Below are 19111 nucleotides of genomic sequence, written 5' to 3'. Positions count from 1 at the left end.
CTTCGGCTCGGGCATCGGCCGGAAGGGCAGGCGCCAGGCCCGCACCGACGGCTTCGGCACGACCGTCGCGATCGGCGACTTCGCCGGGAACGGCCGCCCCCGGATCGCCGTGGGCCTGCCCGGCGACGGCCACCGCAGCCAGGGCTCGGTGACGGTCCTCGACCCCCTCACCGGCAAGGGCCGCAACTTCTCCCAGGCGGGGAAGACCAGCGGCTCACCCGAACGCGGCGACAAGTTCGGCTCGGCCCTGGCCGTCGGCGACTTCGACAAGGACGGCAGGGCCGACCTGGCCGTCGGCGTCCCGGCCGAGGCGGTCGGCGACAAGGACCGTGACTTCGGCCACGGGGTCGTCCACCTGTTCTTCGGCCCGGCGCTGAGGGAACGCCACAACATGTACTTCCGGAGGGGAACCCGCCGCACCGAGTTCTACGGCGCCGCGCTCGCCGCCGGGGATCTCGACGGAGACCACATCACGGACCTCGCGATCGGCGTGCCGGGCGCAGGCCGCGTCCAGGTCCTCTACGGCCGCCGCCACCAGCCTCCCGTCCGCACGAGGATCCTCGCCTCGCCGCTCCCCGCACAGGCCCAGTTCGCCCTGACCCTCAAGATCCGCCAGCGCACCCTCTACGTGGCGGCCCCCGGCGCGAACGCCTACTCCGGAACCCTGTTCACCTACCGGTCCACCACCCGCACGCCCTTCCCCCTGGACGGCCATGGCCTCCTGGGCTTCGCCCTCGCCTGAGCGCAGTGTCAGCGGGCCAGGGAGCGGGCTGGAACGGCCCCGGCTGGACGGCCGGGGGCCCTGGGTCGCTCCCGGCTGAGCGCGGGGTCAGCGGGCCAGGGAGCGGGTGCCGTCGGGGATGGTGAAGCGGGCTGCGAGGCGGGACGGGGCGCCTTGGCGGGAGATGCGGGGCAGGTGGTGGAACTCGGCGGTGAGGGAGTCGCCGGTCACGTGGGAGAGCAGGAAGCCGCGGCGCTGGTCGGTGAAGGCCAGATGGGGGTTCTCGGCCAGGAGCGCGGCGTTGGCGGCCCGGTCGTCGTAGCCGTCGCCGTCGGACGCGATGGACGTCGCGACCAGCTCCACGCCGATCCGCGCGGAGGACGGGTCGTCGAAGTCCCGCAGGAGGTCGGCGGCGTAGGCCGTGTGGACGTCACCGGTCAGCACGACCGGGTTCCGCACCCCGGAGGAGCGGATCGCCGCGAACAGCCGGTCGCGGTCGGCGGCGTAGCCGTCCCAGGCGTCCATGCTGAGCTCACGTGCCGGGCCGAGCGTGAAGTCGCGCTGCGCGAGGAAGACCTGCTGGCCGAGCAGATCCCAGCGGGCGCCGGAGGCGCGCAGGCCGTCGGCGAGCCAGTCGAGCTGACGGGCCCCCATCAGCGTGCGCGCCCCCGACAGGCGGGCTTCGCAGTCGGTGCGCGACCAGTCGTCGCACGCCTGGTCGGAGCGGTACTGGCGGGTGTCGAGCAGGTGCAGCGTGGCGAGCGAACCCCAGCGGAGCCGCCGGTAGAGCTGGATCTTCGTGCCGTGCGGCAGCGAGCCGCGCCGCAGCGGCATGTTCTCGTAGTAGGCGCGCATCGCGTTGCGTTTGCGGGCGCTGAAGCCGGGCGCCCCGGTGCCGGGGGTCTTTCCCGCCCAGTTGTCCTCGAGTTCGTGGTCGTCCCAGATGACGGCCCAGGGCGCGGCGGCGTGCGCGGCCCGCAGATCGGGGTCGGACTTGTACTGGGCGTGCCGCCGCCGGTAGTCGGCCAGCGACTGCAGCTTGCCGCCGGTGTGCTTGCGCACCACGCCGTTCGCGCCGACGTACGCGCCGGAGGAGTACTCGTACATGTAGTCGCCGAGATGCACGACCAGATCGGGATGCCGCTCGGCCAGCCGCCGGTAGGCGGTGAAGTAGCCGTGCTCGTAGTGCGCGCACGACGCCGCCGCGAACAGCAGCGGGCTCATCGAGCCCGGTGCGGGCGCCGTCCGTGTCCGTCCGGCCGGGGACAGATGCCCGGACGCCCGGAACCGGTAGAAGTACTCGCCGTCCGGCCGCAGCCCGCCGACCTCCACGTGCACCGCGAACCCCGACCGCGGCGACGCCGTGGCCGTCCCCGCCCGGACGATCTTCCGGAACCGCTCGTCCTCGGCGATCTGCCAGTCGACCCTGACGGCCCGCTTCCCCATCCCGCCCAGTCCGTCCTCGGCCAGGGGGCGGGTGGCGAGCCTGGTCCACAGCACGACCCCGTCGGCGGTCGGTTCGCCCGAGGCCACCCCGAGCCGGAACGGATCCGGTACGGCCGCCGAGACCTCGGGGAGGGGGGCCAGGGGGATCGCGGCCAGGGCGGACAGGCCGCCGGCCGACAGCACGGTTCTGCGCGTCACGCTCACTCCGTCAGTGCAGGTCACCTGTCTGAGGTGCGCGCGAGCCGGTGCCGAAGGAGAGGCCAACTCCAGATGAAGTCCCATCTCCGACGGAAGAACCGGCCTTGACAAAAAGATTTGTCGGTGGGAGATTGGAGTCATCGCCGGAACGCGGCGCAGCCACTGAGGAGACCGAAATGCGTAAGATCATCGCCAGCCTGTTCATCTCGCTCGACGGCGTCATCGAGGCCCCCGAGGCCTGGCACTTCCCCTGGTTCAACGACGAGATGGGCGCGGCGGTCGGCGCCGCGATGGCCGAGGCCGACGCCACGCTGTACGGCCGCAAGACCTACGAGGCCTTCGCCTCCTACTGGCCGGAGCAGGGCGACGACAACGAGATCGCCGTCATGATCAACGGCGCGAAGAAGTACGTGGTCTCCCAGACCCTGGAGTCCGCCGACTGGAACAACACCACGCTCCTGTCCGGCGACGTCGCCAAGGAGATCCGCGCGCTCAAGGAGTCCGAGGGCAAGGCCATCGGGATGACGGGCAGCGCCACCCTGGTCCGCTGGCTGCTCACCGAGGGCCTCCTGGACGAGCTGCGCCTGCTCATCCACCCGGTCGTCGTCGGCGAGGGCGACAAGCTCTTCGACGGTATCGGCCAGCAGGTCAAGCTGAAGGTCGCCGAGTCGACGACCTTCAAGACCGGGGTCATCGCGGTCACCTACGTGCCCGCCGAAGAGCCCGCCCGGTAATCTCACCGAGTGTGAGCGAGCGTGAAGTGCGGGACGTGGCATGGGACGACGCCGACGCGGTGGCGTTGCGGAAGGCGATGGGCGCCGAGATGACGGAGCGCTACGCCGACCTCATCGCCGCCGCGAGCGAGCGGCAGAGCGAAGCCCTGGCCGTCGTCGAGGTGCTGGCCACGGCCGTCGCCTACACCGGCGACGGAGTCCCCGTCGGCCATGCGGCGCTCCGCAGGCACCGCGGCGACCTCGAGCTCAAACGCATGTACGTGGCCCCCGAACACCGGGGGACGGGCGTCGCGAACGCCCTGCTGGACTGGGTGGAGCGGACGGCACGCGCCCACGGCGCCGCACGGGTGATCCTGCACACCGGTGAACGCCAGCCCGACGCGATCCGCCTGTACGAACGCGAAGGCTGGACCCCGATCCCGATCTTCCCGCCGTACGACCGGATCGCCCTGTCGGTCTGCATGGAGAAGCGGCTCTAGCGGGACGGCTCTACCCGGACAGATCCCGGCCGGCCGACCAGTCGAGCTGCCGGCGGAGCTCCTCGACGGCCTGGAGTCCTGGCCGTGAGATCCACTCCAGGGAGTCGAGGATCCCGAGGTCGGTCGAGACGGTCCCGGTGGAGGCGCCGATCTCGACGCGCCGCGTCGGCACGGCCATCGGCTCGGTGTGCCCCTCGTGGGCGCGCGTCACGGGGAAGGCCACCACGGAGCGTTCGGTCGACAACATGCTGATGTGCTGCCGGTAGAACTCGTGGGTGGAGGCGTTGCGCAGCCCGCCCGAGGCCATGTTGAGCACGGCCTGGAACACGCAGACCTTCCGGTCGGTCAGATAGAAGACCGTCACCTCGTACGAGCTGAGCCGCAGCCTGCCGTCCTCGCCGAGCCGTCCGGCGAGCCCGCCCGAGTAGCGGGGGATCCCGACGACCTGCAGTTCGGCCGAGCCGATCCCGCCGAAGGACTTGAGGCCCAGTTCCCGCCAGCCGACGTCCACGGCCCTGCGGAGCGAGCTCTCCAGCCAGGAGTCCATCTCCTCGTCGGCGGGCTTGGGTTCGGACGCTCGCAGCGCCGCGAGGTAGTCCGAACGCAGGACGGCGTTGCGGTCCTCGGTGTCCTTGAGCCGCCGCCACGCCAGCCCGGCCAGCACCAGTCCGGTGAGGGTGAGGACCAGCCCGATCATCGTGCTGGCGATCAGCAGGATGATCCCGACCAGGCTCAGTACCCCGCCGACGAGCAGGAGCACCCGCTCGTTGTCGGTGCGCCGGGGGAGCGGCGGAACCGGGCTGACGGTGAAGTACCGCCGGACGGCGGAGGCGCGTTCCTCGGGCATCGCACCCCCTTCCGGGTCGGCCCTGACGAAAGTGGGCTGATCGTCATGATCGCCCTGATCTCACCGGAACCGCAAGCCCCACTACGATCCGTTCAGTTTGAACGCCGGATGCACGGTCGCCGGCTTGTCGTCGGTCTGCCGCCAGACCTTCCGGACGTCGAACACGGTGCCCTTGACGGCCGCCGCCGAGTACTTCGCCCTAACCACCTGGGAGACGATCGTCGCGCCGTTCTTGCGGTCGTCGACCCGGGCGGAGATCAGCAGCAGGACCGACCCGTAGACCGGCAGATCCGCCTTCTTGACGAAGGTGAGGACGCGGACGGCGTCCTGGGCGGCGAGGCGGGCCGCGACCGGATCCTCGGCCACCGTGCTCACCTGCCACTTCACGATGAACTGGTACTGGGCGTACTTGCGGCGCTCGACGTGGAGGGACGGACGGCCCTTCCGCTGCTTGTCGTAGATCGCGTTGGTGAGGAGGGTCTCGAAGTCGGCGATCGTCTTGATCCGGCCGGCGGGCGGGTCGGTGGTCCCGGGGGCCGTCGTCGGGGTGGGCGGCGCGGTCGCCACGGGGGTCGGGACGCCGGGTCCCGCCGTCGGGGTCGCCACGGCCGAAGGGCCGGCGGTGAAGCCGTTGCCGGCCGCCTGCGGGTCGCTGGAGACGGACGCCCCACAGCCGGCCACCAGTAGAGAACAACTCACGATGATTGCTGCTTTGACGTGCATTACTACCATCCGGCCCGTTGATTCACATCTAGAGACTAGTGCCCGTCTCATCCCCATGTTTTTCGATTGCCCGCACTGGCCGCGGTAAGTGAACCCTGATTGAATAATGTTCACTTTTTGTTCCTGAGGAGGCGCACCCTTGTCCCCCCGAAAGCCGCTGATCACCGCCTCGCTGGCGGCGTCCACCCTCGCAGCGGTCGCCATGACGCCCATCCCCGCCGTGGCCGCCCCGCCCTCCCGCACCGTCAACGTGAAATCGTTCGACGGCGTCAAGATCGTCACCCATTTCTTCCGTGCGCCCGGCCTGAAGAAAGGCGAGCGCAGGCCCGTCGTGCTGCTCGGCCACGGCTGGGGCGGACGCGGCGAGACCGACCGCAAGGCGGGCCAGCTCGGCCCGCTGCTCAAGGCCGGCTACAACGTGGTCACCTGGAACGCCCGCGGGTTCGGCTCGGGCGGCGCCGCCGCCGTCGACGACCCGCGCGTCGAGGGCCGCGACGTCCGCAAGCTCATCGACTGGACGGCCAAGCAGCCCGAAGTCCTGCTCGACGGGCGCAAGGACCCCCGGATGGGCATGGCGGGCCCGAGCTACGGCGGAGCGATCCAGCTCGTCACCGCGGGATTGGACAAGCGCGTCGACGTGATCGCCCCGATGGTCGCGTTCAACAGCGTCGAGAACAGCCTCTACCGCGACCGGATCTTCCGCGCCGGCTGGGGCCTGCTGCTGTGCTCCAGCGGCTTCCTCCAGGGAAACAAGATGGACGCCAAGGTCCGCGAGGCCTGCGCCACCGGCCTGGCCAGCGGCACCCTGACCCCGAAGACCGAGCAGTGGTTCCGTGAGCACGGCCCCGCCTACCTGGTGAAGCGGATCAAGATCCCCACCCTGATCCTCCAGGGCACCGTCGACACCCTGTTCACGCTCCGTGAGGGCATCGCCAACTACAAGACCGTCAAGGGCAACGGCGCCCCGGTGAAGATGGTCTGGTTCTGCGGCGGCCACGGAATCTGTGCCGACGACGCGGGCCCCGACCGCACCATGAAGGCGACCCTCGACTGGTTCGCCCGCTACCTCAAGCGCGACCGCTCGGTGCGGACCGGCGCCGGATTCGAATACCTCGACCAGCACGGCGTCTACCGGACGGCCAAGGCGTATCCGCCGAACTCCGCGGGCGCGCTCAAGGCGTCGGGCTCGGGTTCACTCCAGTTCTCGCGCAAGGACATCGAGCCCTATCTCCAACAGAAGCCCGCGCCGGGCAAGGGCGGCCTGCCGTTCCCGCCGTATGTGATGAAGGCGGAGATCGGCGCCAAGGCCGTCAACGTGCCGGTGCACGGGCAGGGCCAGACCGTCGGCGTGGGATCGGTCACACTCCGCTACAAAGGGACGGCCCAGCAGCCGAAGACCGCGCTGTTCGCGCAGATCATCGACCGGAAGACCGGCCGTGTCGTCGGCAACCAGGCCACCCCGCTGCCGGTCGTCCTGGACGGCAGGGAGCGGACCGTCACCCGCGACCTGGAGGCGCTGTCCTACACGGTCGGCCCCGACAGCAGGCTCGAACTCCAGATCGTCCCGATCACCGGCCTGTTCGACTGGCAGCGCTCCACCGGCGAGGTCACCCTGACCGCCGACGTCACGCTGCCGCTCGTCCAGCCGGGCCCGAGGCTCTAGCCCAGACGCTCGCCGGAGCGCAGCCGGTCCAGGCCCAGCCACACGAACTCCAGGGCCATGGACTCGGCGCGCTCCCGCGAGGTGTCGGGATGCTCCAGCCACCACGAGATCAGCGAGAACAGCGAGCCGTACACCAGGGGGACGAGCAGCCGCGCGCGGCGCTCGTTGACCTCCATCGCCTCGGGCGACAGCCGGCCGCGCCGCCGCGACAGCAGCAGCCCGGCCGCCGAAGCACCGAAGCTCTCGCGCAGTTCCCGCAGCTCGGGGCCGACTTCGGGCTTGTCGAGATGCCGGACGATCAGGGTCCAGGCGTCGGGCTCCGCGGTCGCGTAGTCGAACAGGGTCGCCACCATCCCGCCGACGCGCTCCAGCGAGGTGCTGCCGGCCAGGTCGGAGGCCGCCAGCCGCGCCGTCAGATCGTCGACGATGCCCTGGGCGACCTCGCCGAACAGCCGTTCCTTGCTGTCGAAGTGCTGGTAGAGCAGCGCCTTGGAGACCCCGGCGGCCGCCGCCACATGCTCCATCTGGGTGAGGTGGAAGCCGCGCCTGCCGAACTCGGCGAGCGCGGCGCCCAGCAGTTGATCACGGCGCGTCGCCGCGCTCAGACGTTTACCGGCCACGGAAGATGGCCCCCGTTTCCGTGGACTCCCTGTCACTTACCAAGGTAGGGGGCGAGCTCCGTCCGCGCGACCGAGCGGACATGGACCTCGTCGGGCCCGTCCGCGAGGCGCAGCGTGCGCAGCCCCGCCCACATCGCGGCGAGGGGAGTGTCGTCGGAGACGCCCGCGCCGCCGTGCACCTGGATGGCCTTGTCGACGACGTCGAGCGCCATCCGCGGCACCACGACCTTGATCGCGGCGACCTCGGACCGCGCCGCCTTGACGCCCTGGGTGTCGATCAGCCACGCGGTCTTCAGGGTCAGCAGCCTGGCCTGCTCGATCGCCATCCGCGACTCGGCGATCCACTCCTGGATCACGCCCTGCCGCGCCAGCTCCTTGCCGAAGGCGACCCGCGACGCCGCACGCGTGCACATCAGCTCCAGCGCGCGCTCGGCCATGCCGATGGCGCGCATGCAGTGGTGGATCCGGCCGGGTCCGAGCCGAGCCTGCGCGATGAGGAAGCCGTGGCCCTCCTCGCCGATCAGGTTCTCCACCGGCACCCGCACGTCGGTCAGCGTGATCTCGCAGTGGCCGTGCTGGTCGGAGTAGCCGAAGACGGGCAGGGCCCGCTCGATGGTGACGCCCGGGGTGTCGAGCGGCACCAGGATCATCGACTGCTGCATGTAGATGTGGGCTTCGGGATCGGTCTTGCCCATCAGAATCATGATCTTGCAGCGCGGGTCGGCGGAGCCGGTGATCCACCACTTGCGGCCGTTGATCACGTACTCGTCGCCGTCGCGGCGGATCGAGGTGGCGATGTTGGTGGCGTCCGAGGAGGCGACGTCCGGCTCGGTCATCCCGAAACAGGACCGGATCTCGCCCTCCAGCAGCGGCTCCAGCCAGTACGCCTTCTGCCGTTCGCTGCCGAACATGTGCAGCACTTCCATGTTGCCCGTGTCGGGCGCCGCGCAGTTGGTGGCCTCCGGCGCGAGCAGCGGGGAGCGGCCGGTGACCTCGGCCAGCGTCGCGTAGTCGGTGTTGGTCAGCCCGGAGACCGCGGGGAGGAACAGGTTCCACAGACCGCGCTTGCGGGCCTCGGCCTTGAGTTCCTCCACGATCGGGGGGACCGTGTGCTCCTGGCCCGCGGCGCGCAGCTCCGCGCGCTGAGCCGCGTAGACCGCCTCGGCGGGGTACACGGAGGCGTCCATGAAATCCTGCAGCCGCGCCAGATGGTCGGCGGCCCGCTCGCTCAATCCGAAGTCCATGACGCTATAGTAACTGACGCGTCAGTCACTTACGAGGGAGTGCCCCATGCAAGGGAAGATCGCCCTGATCACCGGTGGTGCGAACGGGATCGGAGCCGCCGTCGCCCGGCGGCTCACCGGACGGGGAGCCCGGGTGGTGCTCGCCGACGTGGACGTCGCACGCGGCGAAGCCCTCGCCAAGGAGCTCGGCGCGGCCTTCGTCCCCTGCGACGTGCGCGAACCGTCCGAGAGCGTCCGGGCCGTGGCCGCCGCGACCGAGCTGTACGGCGGGCTCGACCTGGCCTTCCTCAACGCGGGCGTCTCCACCGGCTGCGACCTCGACACCGGCTTCGACGTCGAGAAGTACCGCCGCGCCATGGCGATCAACCTGGACGGGGTCGTCTACGGGGTGCAGGCCGCGCTGCCCGCGCTGCGGGCCCGCGGCGGTGGTGACATCATCGCCACCGCGTCCATGGCGGGGCTCACCGCCACCCCCTTCGACCCGATCTACGGGGCCAACAAGGCGGCCGTCGTCGGGCTGGTGCGGGCACTCGGCCCGCTGCACGAGCCCGAGGGCATCCGGGTCAACGCCCTGTGCCCCTCGTTCGCCGAGACCGACATCCTCGGCCCGATCCGCCCGTTCCTCGGCGACTTCCCGATCCTCGACGTCGAGACCGTCGTCGACGCGTTCGAGGTGATCGTCGCCAGCGGGGAGTCCGGCCAGGCCTGGCCCGTCGTCCCGGGCCGCGACTTCGAATCCTTCCGGTTCCGGGGCGTCCCCGGACCCCGAGCCTGAGGAAAGCCACCATGCGCGCCATCCAGATCACCGAGTTCGGCGGACCCGAGGTCCTCACCCTCGCCGACGTCCCCGAGCCCGTGCCGGGCCCCGGCCAGGTCCTCATCGACGTGACCCGCGCCGGGATCAACTACGCCGACACCCACCAGGCCGAGAACTCCTACCTGTCGGCCGCCCAGCTCCCGCTGATCCCCGGCGGCGAAGTCGCCGGAACCGTCGGCGGACGCCGGGTCGTGGCCCTGCTCAACGACGGCGGCGGCTACGCCGAGAAGGCCGTCGCCTACGAGGCCGCCACCTACGACCTGCCCGACGCCGTCGACGACCAGACCGCGCTCGGCCTCGTCGTCCAGGGGACGACGGCCTGGCTGCTGCTCCGCAAGAGCGTGCACCTGGAGCCCGGTGAATCGGTCGTCGTGCACGCCGCCGCCGGGGGTGTGGGCACCTTGGCCGTCCAGCTCGCCAAGGCGTTCGGCGCGGGACGGGTGATCGCCACGGCCTCCAGCGAGGAGAAGCGGAAACTGGCGCTCGACCTCGGCGCGGACGTCGCCGTGGACGTCAACACGCCCGATCTGAAGTCCGCGCTGATCGAGGCCAACGGCGGCAAGCGCGTCGACGTCGTCCTGGAGATGACCGGCGGCACCGTCACCGACCAGTCCCTGGCCGCGCTCGCCCCGTTCGGCCGGCTGGCCTTCTACGGGATGGCCTCCCGCGAGCTGCCCGCCCCGATCCAGGCCCCGGCCCTGCTCAAGCACTCGACGGCCGTCATCGGCATGTGGCTTCCGCACGTCTTCCGCCTTCCCGGCGACGTCATGCGCCAGGCCATGACCGAGCTGCTGGCCGTGGCCGCCACCGGCGAGCTCAAGGTCGTCGACGGCGGCGTCTACGCCCTGGCCGACGCCCGGCTGGCCCACGAGGCCCTCCGCTCCCGCCGCACCACCGGCAAGCTCGTCCTCGACACCGCCCGCTGACTCCCGGCGCTCAGACCCCCGGCCGGACGGTCCGGGGGTCTGGTGGTTTCAGAGGGCGGACGGGTCGGTGAGGGTGACGTCCGAGGTGTGGCCCAGGATGATCCGGGCGAGGTTGTCCAGGCATTCGGAGCCGGGGGAGTAGTAGCCGCCGTGGCCGTGGATGGCGCCGGTCCTGAAGACCCGTGCGCCGAACTCGGGGGCGATGGGGTCGGTTTCGTGGCCGTAGCCGATCCAGCGGAGGTGCGGGGTGTACTCGATGGGGTCGTCGGCGGCGCGGGCGGCCCAGATCCGGGCGCCGGTGCCGAGGTCGGCGGCTGAGGGCGAGTCCATGCCGGGGGAGGCCAGGGCGACGATGTCGGAGACCCGGGGCAGCCGGGAGGCGGCCCGGCCGATCACGACGGTGCCGTAGCTGTGCCCGACCAAGGTCACCGCGGCCCGCTCCGGCAGGGTGTTCACATACTTGACCAGCGCGTCCGCGCCCTCGATGGCCCGTTCCGAGCGGAACGCCCGCCGGTCGATGTTCTCCGGGGCGTCGTAGCCCAGCCAGACGATCACCGCGGTCCTGGACTTCGGCGCCATCTTCCGCATCAGGGGCAGCAGGAGCTGGGCGCCCGCGACGGGGTCGGCCTGCCGGGAGCCGTCGAGCAGCTTCTCCAGATCCCAGCCCGTCCCGGGCACCAGCACCGCGACCCGGTCGGCCGTCTCGAGATCGCCGAAGAGCTGGATGGCGCGGCCGTCGCCCCGCTCGTCATAGGCGAGAAGACGCCCGGGCGTGGCCACCGCGCTGACGGCCCCCTGCGGCATGGGGAGCAGCTCGGGCAGGCGCGCGTGCGGATCCGCGCCCGTCAGCCAGGAGCCGCCCCCGGTCACGACGGAGAACGCCGTGGTCAGGGCGAACGTCTTCAGCGTCTTCACGAGCACAGACCTTACGGAACAGCTCGGGATGCTCGCATCAGCCCTAGTGGTGAATTGCCGTACCCATCGCGGGTATTAGCCCGCGATGCCGTTCTCGTAGGCGAAGACCACGGCCTGGGTCCGATCCCTTAGTCCCAGCTTGGTGAGGACATGCCCCACGTGCGTCTTCACCGTCTGCTCGGCCAGGAACAGCTCACCGGCGATCTCGGCGTTGGACAGACCACGGGCGATCAGCCGCAGGACGTCCAGCTCGCGCGGGGTGAGGGCGTCGGCGGCGTTGGAGCGGGGCCGTTCGTGCCGGCGGCGGCGCGCGAAATCGCCGATCAGCCGGCGGGTCACCGAGGGGGCCAGCAGCGCGTCGCCCGCCGCGACCACCCGGACGGCGCTGATCAGGTCGCCCGCCGAGGCGTCCTTGAGCAGGAAACCGCTCGCCCCGGCCCCCAGCGCCTCGTAGACGTACTCGTCAAGATCGAAGGTGGTCAGGATGAGGACGCGCGGGGCGTCCTTCTCTCCGGCGATCCTGGCCGTGGCCGCGAGCCCGTCCATCTCGGGCATCCGGATGTCCATCACGACGACGTCGGGCCGCAGTTCGGCGCAGAGCTTCACCGCCTCCAGGCCGTTGCCCGCCTGCCCCACCACATCGATTGCCGGGTCGGAGGCCAGCAGGGTGGCCAGCCCGTCCCGGATCATCACCTGATCGTCAGCGATCACCACGCGGATCATGCAGGCCATCGTAGGGGAGCTCGGCGAGCACGGCCCATCCTTCGCCCTGCGACCCGGAGTACAGGCTGCCGCCGAGCATCGCGACGCGCTCCCGCATCCCGACCAGGCCGTGGCCGCCGCCCGACGCCTCGGGGGCCGTCTTCGGCCCGGTGTCGCGGACCGCGATCCGCAGCGTTTCCGCCCCGTAGTGCAGTTCGACCGTCACGGTCGAGCCGGGCGCGTACCGGGACGCGTTGCTGAGCGCCTCCTGGACGATCCGGAACGCCGACAGGTCGAGCCCCTCGGGCAGCGCGTGCGGCATCCCGGTGACCCGCAGCTCGATCTTGATCCCGTCGTGGGCGGTGATCAGGTCGTCGATCCGCTCCAGCCCGGGCTGGGGGACCCGTTCGGCGGCATCGTCGTCGGAGCGGAGCAGCCCGACCACCCGGCGGGTCTCGGCGAGCGCCTGGCGGGCCTCGTCGCGGAGCATCGCGAAGGTGTCCTTGGCGGGCTCGGGAAGATCGGGGATCTTGAAGGGGGCGGCCTCGGCCTGGAGCGCGATCACCGACATGTGGTGGGCGACCACGTCGTGCAGCTCGCGGGCGATCCGCGACCGCTCCTTGAGCACGGCCGCCCTGGCGTGTTCCTGCCGGCGCAGCTCCTCGTTGACGTCCAGGAGCTCGGCGAGCTGCTGCCTGCCGCCGACGGCGTTGCCGAAGGTCAGGGTCAGCGCGATGATCCCGCTGAGGATGATCCCGAACCAGGGGAGGATCCGGTCCAGCGGCACGCCGATGCCCACCATGACGGCCGCCGTCGTCACGCCCGCGCCCACCGACACCCGCCCCGAGTACGACGAGCCGACCGCGTACAGGACGACGACCAGCGCGACGATCGAGGTGACCGCCCAGGGCATGAACCGGCCCTCGATCGCCACACAGCTCCACAGCAGGCCGCCGAGCATCAGCCGCCAGGACCCCAGCGGCCAGCGCGCGGCCGCCACCAGCGGCAGCCCCTGGAGGATGCCGAGGGTCCAGGCCAGCGTGGTGTGCTGGTGGTAGAAGTTGATGTACATGGCGATCGAGCCGGCCGCCAGCCCGACCCCGAGCATCGACAGCAGCGCGATCGACAGCCAGCGCCACCGGCTCCCCGCGGGCCAGATGTAGGTGTGCCGGGACGGTTCCACGGGTTCCCGGATGGCGGCGTCGAGCATCGCATCGAGGATCTTCCGCACCGTCAGTTCGTTCACGTGTCCGAGGCTAGACCGCTCACCGGGCCCGCCGCGTGCCTCCAGGGGTTGAACCCGGACATACCTCTCAGGTAGAGGACGCGCCGCCATGACCTTCGCCGGGCCCGCGGATTCGCTACACTGTGGGTCATGGCCGTGATGTGGGAGACGACGACGCCCGGTACCCCCGGGCGGCCGACTCGCGCGCACTAGCCTCAGCGACGACCCCAAGGCCCCGGGAGTACACCTCCCGGGGCCTTTTCAGGTGTAGACGAGCGATCAAGGAGTTTCCCGTGTCCGAACTGCGTGTCACCCTCGCCGGAAGCGAGCGCCCGGTGGCCGCCGGCGCCACGGCTGGGGACGTGCTGGAAGCCGATCCCAAGCGGGTCGTGGCCGCCCGGGTCAACGGCGAGCTGCGCGACCTCGACTACGTCGTTCAGGACGGGGACGTGCTCGACGAGGTCGAGATCGGTTCCAAGGACGGCCGGGACATCCTGCGGCACTCCACCGCCCACGTGATGGCCCAGGCCGTCCAGGAGCTGTTCCCCGACGCGAAGCTGGGCATCGGCCCGCCCGTCGAGAACGGCTTCTACTACGACTTCGACGTCGAGCAGCCGTTCGCCCCCGACGACCTGAAGAAGATCGAGGCGCGGATGCGTCAGATCGTCAAGCAGGGTCAGCGGTTCTCCCGCCGTGTCGTCTCCGACGACGACGCCCGCGCGGAGCTGGCCGCCGAGCCGTACAAGCTGGAGCTGATCGGGCTCAAGGGCGGCGCGGCCGACGAGGAGTCGGTGGAGGTGGGCGGCGCGGAGCTGACCATCTACGACAACCTCGACCCCAAGAGCGGCGACCTGTGCTGGAAGGACCTCTGCCGCGGCCCGCACCTGCCGACCACCCGGAACATCCCGGCGTTCAAGCTGATGCGCTCCGGCGGCGCCTACTGGCGCGGCTCGGAGAAGAACCCGCAGCTCCAGCGGATCTACGGCACCGCGTGGGAGTCCCGCGAGAAGCAGGACGAGTACCTGCACCTGCTCGCCGAGGCCGAGAAGCGCGACCACCGCAAGCTGGGCGCCGAGCTCGACCTGTTCTCCTTCCCCGACGAGCTCGGCTCCGGGCTGCCGGTCTTCCACCCCAAGGGCGGGATCATCCGCCGGGAGATGGAGAACTACTCGCGTGTCAAGCACGAGGAGGCCGGCTACTCCTTCGTCAACACCCCGCACATCACCAAGGGCAAGCTGTACGAGGTCTCGGGCCACCTCGACTGGTACCGCGACGGCATGTTCCCCGCGATGCAGCTCGAAGGCGCCGAGTACTTCCTGAAGCCGATGAACTGCCCGATGCACAACCTCGTGTTCGGGGCGCGCGGCCGCTCCTACCGCGAGCTGCCGCTGCGGCTGTTCGAGTTCGGCACCGTCTACCGGTACGAGAAGTCCGGGGTGATCCACGGTCTGACCCGCGTGCGCGGCCTGACCCAGGACGACGCCCACATCTACTGCACCCGCGAGCAGATGAAGGAGGAGCTGACCACCACCCTCCGCTTCACCCTCGACCTGCTCCGCGACTACGGGCTCACCGACTTCTACCTGGAGCTGTCCACCAAGGACCCGGAGAAGTTCGTCGGCTCCGACGAGGTGTGGGAGGAATCGACCAGGACCCTGCGCGAGGTCGCCGAGGCCGAGAACCTCGAACTCGTCATGGACCCGGGCGGCGCCGCCTTCTACGGGCCGAAGATCTCCGTCCAGGTGCGGGACGCGATCGGCCGGTCCTGGCAGATGTCGACCATCCAGCTCGACTTCAACCTGCCGGAGCGGTTCGAGCTGGAGTACCAGGCCGCTGACGGCTCCCGCCAGCGCCCCGTCATGATCCACCGGGCGCTGTTCGGTTCGATCGAGCGGTTCTTCGGCATTCTCGTCGAGCACTACGCGGGCGCGTTCCCGGCGTGGCTGGCGCCCGTCCAGGTGGTCGGCATCCCGATCGCCGACGAGCACACCGAGTACCTGGAGGAGATCGCGGCCAAGCTCCGCGAGCACCACATCCGGGTCGAGGTCGACTCCTCCAACGACCGGATGCAGAAGAAGATCCGCAACGCCCAGAAGCAGAAGGTGCCGTTCATGCTGCTGGCCGGGGACGAGGACGTCGCCAAGGGCGCGGTGTCGTTCCGGTACCGGTCGGGCGAGCAGAACAACGGCGTCCCGGTCGACGAGGCCGTCGCCGAGATCGTCCGCGTGGTCAAGGAGCGCGTCCAGACCTGACCCACCCCGCCGGGCCGCTCCCGTCCCGGGGGCGGCCCGTCCGCGCGGTCTCGGCCACGCGGTGCCGGGCGGGGGCTTCGGCGGATATCACGAAGAACGAGTGACCTGTTGTGTGGATATCTACAGACCGGACGCGTCTGACATTTCTGTAATATCCGTGCATGACGATTCAAGGCGATCGTTCGCCGCTGCGCGACCGGTTGCTCGACGCCGCCTGCCGGCTCGTCGAGGACAACGGCTGGCAGCGGCTCCGGGTGGCGCACGTGGCGGCGGCGGCGGGCGTCAGCAGGCAGAGCGCCTACAACGAGTTCGGCTCCAAGGACGCGCTGGGGGAGGCCCTGGTCGTCAGGGAGTTCGAACGGCACCTGGACGGGCTGAAGGACTGCCTGCTCGACCACCGCGACGACGCCCGCGCCGCCGTCGCCGACGCCGTCCTCTACACGTTCAAGTCGGCTGAGGCCAGCCCGCTGCTGGCCAGCATCCTCACCAGCGCGCGTGTCGGCTGGCGCGGCGAGGAACTGGTCGAGATGTTCCGGGCCAGGGCGGAGCCCCTGCTGCCCTACACCGTCCGTGCCGTCGCCGACCTGGTCGCGCGGCACCGTCCCGACCTGGTGCCCGAGGACGTCGAACTCTCCGTCGACATGGTCACCCGGGTCACCATCGGCTACCTGATCACACCGGACGGCCCGCACGAGGAGGCCGCCGAACGGATCGCCCGGATGGCCGTCCGAGTGCTCGGGACGCCCACCGCCTGACCGGCCCGCAACCGAACGCGGTCGACACCAGCAGGCAGCCGACGAGGCCGTCCAGCCAGTAGTGGTTGGCGGTCGCCACGACGACCAGCAGGGTCGCCAGCGGATGCAGCAGCCAGAGCAGCCGCGCCGCGGTCCGTCCCGTCGCGATCAGGCCGACCGCGATCAACAGCGCCCAGCCGACGTGCAGGGACGGCATCGCCGCGAACTGGTTGTTCACCCCGTCGGACTGCGGCGGCCCGTACACCCGCGGCCCGTACACCGCGCCCGTGTCGATCATTCCCAGTCCCGGTAGCAGCCGCGGGGGAGCGAGCGGCACCAGGACGTGCAGCAGCAGACCGCCCGCCGTCATCGCGATCAGCGTCGTGCGGATCCAGCCGTAGTGCCCGGCGCGCCGGAAATAGATCCAGCCCAGGAACAGCACGATCGCCGGGAAGTGCACATAGGCGTAGAACGCGTTGACGGCCTGGATCAGGCCGTCGTGCAGGGCCAGACGCTGGAACGACGCCTCCTCGGGCAGGCGCAGCGACCGTTCCAGCCGCCAGACCGAGTCCGCGTTGGCGAAGGCCCGCTCCTGGTGGCCGTCGGCGACCCGTCTGCCGACCTTGTACAGCAGGAACAGGGTGACGAGCAGGGCCGTTTCGCGGAGAAGCCGGGTGCGCGGCCAGAGCCGATCCTGTGCGGTCCCGGCCGCCTCGAGCTGCGTCATGCCGTCCCGACTACCCGATCCGTCCCGCACATCAACCGATCGGTTGATTTCGGGGCCCACCGGATGGGGTTCCGGGATCGTCCGTTTCCCCGATGGCCCGGCGCCCCTGGTGGCGCAGAGTGGTGAGTGCGAGGCCGCAAGGGTCCGCACTGACCAGGGAGAACACCATGAAGAAGCTGATCGCCACCGCCGCCACGGGTCTCGCTCTCACGGCCGGTGCCGCCGCCTTCAGCAGCCCCGCCTCCGCCGCGATCGACCCCAAGATCGTGCAGACGGGCAGCACGCTGACCGCCGACGCCGCCCTCCAGGTCGCCGATGCCGTTCAGAAGGCCGCGGCGAAGGAGAACCAGCGGGTCAGTGTCGCGATCGTGGACCGTTCGGGTGCGGTGAAGATCATTGTTCGGGGTGATGGCAGTGGTCCGCAGACCGAGGAGTCGGCGAAGCGTAAGGCGTTCACCGCGGTGAGCTTCGGTCGTTCGACCACGGAGCTGGCGGGTGGCGCGAACGGTCAGGGCGCGACCCTGCGCGACATCCCGGGCACTCTGTTCCTGGGTGGCGGTGTCCCGGTCGCGGTGGACAACGCCCCGATCGCGGGGATCGGTGTCGCGGGCGCCCCGTCCGGCGACATCGACGACAAGCTCGCCAAGGAAGGCCTGAAGGCCATCGAGCGCGGCCTGCGGTAAGAGAGGAAGCACCACGTCAGCGGGAAGGCCGCCGGGGGAGACCCGGCGGCCTCCGGCCGTTCTGCACAAGATCATTCCACTGGTTGGCCCCCGCTTTGCCGCCCTCCGGGAAGAGCTCTTGCGGGAGGTCCGGTGGGACGGATGAGGAACGGCTGGTCCATTCGGACCCGGCTCACGGTGGCGGCGAGCGCCTTCATGGCGCTGATCTGCTGCGTCGTGTCCATACTGGTGATCATCGACGTCCGCAAGCAGGAACGGCAGTACCAGACCGAGAAGGCCGCGACCGCGGCGCTACAGGCGCTCACCGACCTCCAGCGCGGCGACGACCGGCGCGCACTGACCGTCAGGAAGCAGGTCCGCGGGCTGTCCGGGGTCCAGGTCGTCGACGGGAGCGGCGAAGTGGCCGCCGGGACCAACGGTTACGGGACACGGCCCAGGATCTCCACGCTCGTCCCCGATCCCGACGCCGTCCGGCGGGACAAGGAAGTCTGCTCACTGCCCGGCTTCGCCCAGTGCGAGATCGTGGTCGTGTTCCGCTACGTCAGAGGCGGCGCCGACTGGTTCGTCTACGGATTCGCCGAGGCCGTGCCCTGGTACGGCGGGTACAAGCTGGTCTATCTGCTGGCCGTCCTGATCCCCCTCATGATCGCGCTGGCGGGGGCGGGGACCTGGCTGATCGTGGGCCGGGCGCTCAAACCCGTCGACGACATCCGCGCCGACACCCAGCGGATCGCCGAATCCGGACTGCGCGGGCTGGACCAGCGGCTCCGGCTGCCCGGCCACGACGACGAGCTGCGGGCGCTGGCCGTCACCTCCAACGAGGTCCTCGACATGCTGGAGTCCAGCCTCAAACGGGAGCGCCGGTTCATCGCCAACGCCTCCCACGATCTGCGGACCCCGATCACGGCGCTCCGCACCGAGCTGGACGAGGCCGCGCTCTACCCCGACGACATCGACTGGACCGAGACCACCGAGCGGATGACCGCCAGCCTCGACCGGCTCCAGGACCTCGTCCAGGATCTGCTGACGCTCACCCGGATCGAGGCAGGGGTCGAACTGCGCACCGAACCCCTCGATCTGGCCGTGCTCGCCAGGTCGGCCGCCGAGCGCAGCGCCGAACCACCGGAACTCGCTCTCGAACCCGCGCCCGTCGTCGGCGACCCCGAGCAGCTCGGCCGGCTGCTCGACTACCTGCTCGACCAGGCCGCCCACCATGCGGCGGGCTCCATCACCGTCACGACCCGCACCGACGGGGAGTCCTCGGTGCTGGAGGTGTCCGACGACGGAGGGCCGCCGTCGGAGGACCTGCGCGCGTCGCTGTCCGACCGGTTCTCGCTGCCCGACACCGAGCGGGGCAAGGCCGCGGCGGGCAGCGGCCTCCGGCTGTCGATCGCCGCCGAACTGGCCCTCGCCCACGGCGGCACGCTGGCCGTCGCGGGCGGCGACACCACCACG

Annotated in this window: 19 protein-coding genes; 10 read left to right on the top strand and 9 right to left on the bottom strand. The window is 70.7% G+C overall.

Features of this window, described 5'->3' with window-relative positions:
* A partial coding sequence (locus ACYVE7_RS12720; RefSeq protein ID WP_460364846.1) for an FG-GAP repeat protein occupies positions 1 to 742 on the top strand: 742 nt, incomplete at its 5' end.
* Between the two features lie 87 nt (positions 743 to 829).
* On the opposite strand, the gene ACYVE7_RS12715 is transcribed toward ACYVE7_RS12720, so the two are convergent.
* Complete coding sequence (locus tag ACYVE7_RS12715; RefSeq protein ID WP_460364845.1) at positions 830 to 2365, bottom strand: alkaline phosphatase D family protein; 1536 nt, start codon at positions 2363 to 2365, stop codon at positions 830 to 832.
* A gap of 176 nt (positions 2366 to 2541) precedes the next feature.
* Between ACYVE7_RS12715 and ACYVE7_RS12710 the strand changes: the two genes are divergently transcribed.
* Both ACYVE7_RS12710 and ACYVE7_RS12705 read left to right on the top strand, forming a co-directional pair.
* Positions 2542 to 3099 (top strand): dihydrofolate reductase family protein, encoded by a 558-nt coding sequence (locus tag ACYVE7_RS12710; protein ID WP_460364844.1) that lies wholly within the window; start codon positions 2542 to 2544, stop codon positions 3097 to 3099.
* A gap of 11 nt (positions 3100 to 3110) precedes the next feature.
* A complete protein-coding gene (locus ACYVE7_RS12705) occupies positions 3111 to 3578 on the top strand; it encodes a GNAT family N-acetyltransferase (protein WP_460364843.1) in 468 nt (155 codons plus the stop codon).
* A 10-nt stretch (positions 3579 to 3588) separates the two neighbouring features.
* Here ACYVE7_RS12705 and ACYVE7_RS12700 read toward each other — a convergent pair whose 3' ends face one another.
* Both ACYVE7_RS12700 and ACYVE7_RS12695 read right to left on the bottom strand, forming a co-directional pair.
* On the bottom strand, positions 3589 to 4425 hold the full coding sequence (locus ACYVE7_RS12700) for a hypothetical protein (RefSeq protein WP_460364842.1): 837 nt from the start codon (positions 4423 to 4425) through the stop codon (positions 3589 to 3591).
* 81 nt (positions 4426 to 4506) lie between these two features.
* Entirely contained in the window at positions 4507 to 5106 is a 600-nt protein-coding gene (locus ACYVE7_RS12695; protein ID WP_460364841.1) for a hypothetical protein, read from the bottom strand.
* Positions 5107 to 5287: 181 nt separating this feature from the next.
* On the opposite strand from ACYVE7_RS12695, the gene ACYVE7_RS12690 reads away from it, so the two are divergent.
* Positions 5288 to 6811 (top strand): alpha/beta hydrolase family protein, encoded by a 1524-nt coding sequence (locus tag ACYVE7_RS12690; RefSeq protein ID WP_460364840.1) that lies wholly within the window; start codon positions 5288 to 5290, stop codon positions 6809 to 6811.
* Here ACYVE7_RS12690 and ACYVE7_RS12685 read toward each other — a convergent pair.
* Positions 6808 to 7431, bottom strand: a complete 624-nt coding sequence (locus ACYVE7_RS12685; protein ID WP_460364839.1) for a TetR/AcrR family transcriptional regulator — start codon at positions 7429 to 7431, stop codon at positions 6808 to 6810. The two genes, ACYVE7_RS12690 and ACYVE7_RS12685, sit on opposite strands and share 4 nt — an antisense overlap.
* A 32-nt stretch (positions 7432 to 7463) precedes the next feature.
* Positions 7464 to 8675, bottom strand: coding sequence for an acyl-CoA dehydrogenase family protein (locus ACYVE7_RS12680; RefSeq protein ID WP_460364838.1), 1212 nt, complete (start codon positions 8673 to 8675; stop codon positions 7464 to 7466).
* Between the two features lie 46 nt (positions 8676 to 8721).
* On the opposite strand from ACYVE7_RS12680, the gene ACYVE7_RS12675 reads away from it, so the two are divergent.
* The gene (locus ACYVE7_RS12675) at positions 8722 to 9450 is read left to right on the top strand and encodes an SDR family oxidoreductase (protein ID WP_460364837.1); all 729 of its coding nucleotides are present in this window, start codon (positions 8722 to 8724) and stop codon (positions 9448 to 9450) included.
* An 11-nt stretch (positions 9451 to 9461) separates the two neighbouring features.
* Complete coding sequence (locus tag ACYVE7_RS12670; protein ID WP_460364836.1) at positions 9462 to 10418, top strand: quinone oxidoreductase family protein; 957 nt, start codon at positions 9462 to 9464, stop codon at positions 10416 to 10418.
* Positions 10419 to 10466: 48 nt separating this feature from the next.
* Here ACYVE7_RS12670 and ACYVE7_RS12665 read toward each other — a convergent pair whose 3' ends face one another.
* From ACYVE7_RS12665 to ACYVE7_RS12655, 3 genes are all read right to left on the bottom strand, one after another.
* Positions 10467 to 11333 (bottom strand): alpha/beta hydrolase, encoded by an 867-nt coding sequence (locus ACYVE7_RS12665; protein WP_460364835.1) that lies wholly within the window; start codon positions 11331 to 11333, stop codon positions 10467 to 10469.
* 75 nt (positions 11334 to 11408) lie between these two features.
* Positions 11409 to 12056 (bottom strand): response regulator, encoded by a 648-nt coding sequence (locus tag ACYVE7_RS12660; protein WP_460364834.1) that lies wholly within the window; start codon positions 12054 to 12056, stop codon positions 11409 to 11411.
* Entirely contained in the window at positions 12034 to 13281 is a 1248-nt protein-coding gene (locus ACYVE7_RS12655) for a sensor histidine kinase (protein ID WP_460364833.1), read from the bottom strand. Before ACYVE7_RS12655 ends, ACYVE7_RS12660 begins: the two co-directional genes overlap by 23 nt.
* A gap of 272 nt (positions 13282 to 13553) precedes the next feature.
* On the opposite strand from ACYVE7_RS12655, the gene thrS reads away from it, so the two are divergent.
* Both thrS and ACYVE7_RS12645 read left to right on the top strand, forming a co-directional pair.
* Positions 13554 to 15512 (top strand): threonine--tRNA ligase, encoded by a 1959-nt coding sequence (gene thrS / locus ACYVE7_RS12650; RefSeq protein WP_460364832.1) that lies wholly within the window; start codon positions 13554 to 13556, stop codon positions 15510 to 15512.
* Positions 15513 to 15673: 161 nt separating this feature from the next.
* Positions 15674 to 16267, top strand: a complete 594-nt coding sequence (locus ACYVE7_RS12645) for a TetR family transcriptional regulator (protein WP_460364831.1) — start codon at positions 15674 to 15676, stop codon at positions 16265 to 16267.
* Here ACYVE7_RS12645 and ACYVE7_RS12640 read toward each other — a convergent pair.
* The gene (locus tag ACYVE7_RS12640; RefSeq protein WP_460364830.1) at positions 16185 to 16973 is read right to left on the bottom strand and encodes a phosphatase PAP2 family protein; all 789 of its coding nucleotides are present in this window, start codon (positions 16971 to 16973) and stop codon (positions 16185 to 16187) included. The two genes, ACYVE7_RS12645 and ACYVE7_RS12640, sit on opposite strands and share 83 nt — an antisense overlap.
* Before the next feature lie 167 nt (positions 16974 to 17140).
* Here ACYVE7_RS12640 and ACYVE7_RS12635 point away from each other — a divergent pair, with 167 nt between their 5' ends.
* On the top strand, positions 17141 to 17656 hold the full coding sequence (locus ACYVE7_RS12635; RefSeq protein WP_460364829.1) for a GlcG/HbpS family heme-binding protein: 516 nt from the start codon (positions 17141 to 17143) through the stop codon (positions 17654 to 17656).
* Between the two features lie 141 nt (positions 17657 to 17797).
* Positions 17798 to 19111: sensor histidine kinase (locus tag ACYVE7_RS12630; protein WP_460364847.1), on the top strand; the 1314-nt coding region annotated here is incomplete at its 3' end.

It is taken from the genome of Actinocorallia lasiicapitis (assembly GCF_054778695.1).
The sequence above is the reverse complement of the archived record's forward strand: the minus strand, read 5'-3'. Positions and strand labels throughout refer to the sequence as shown.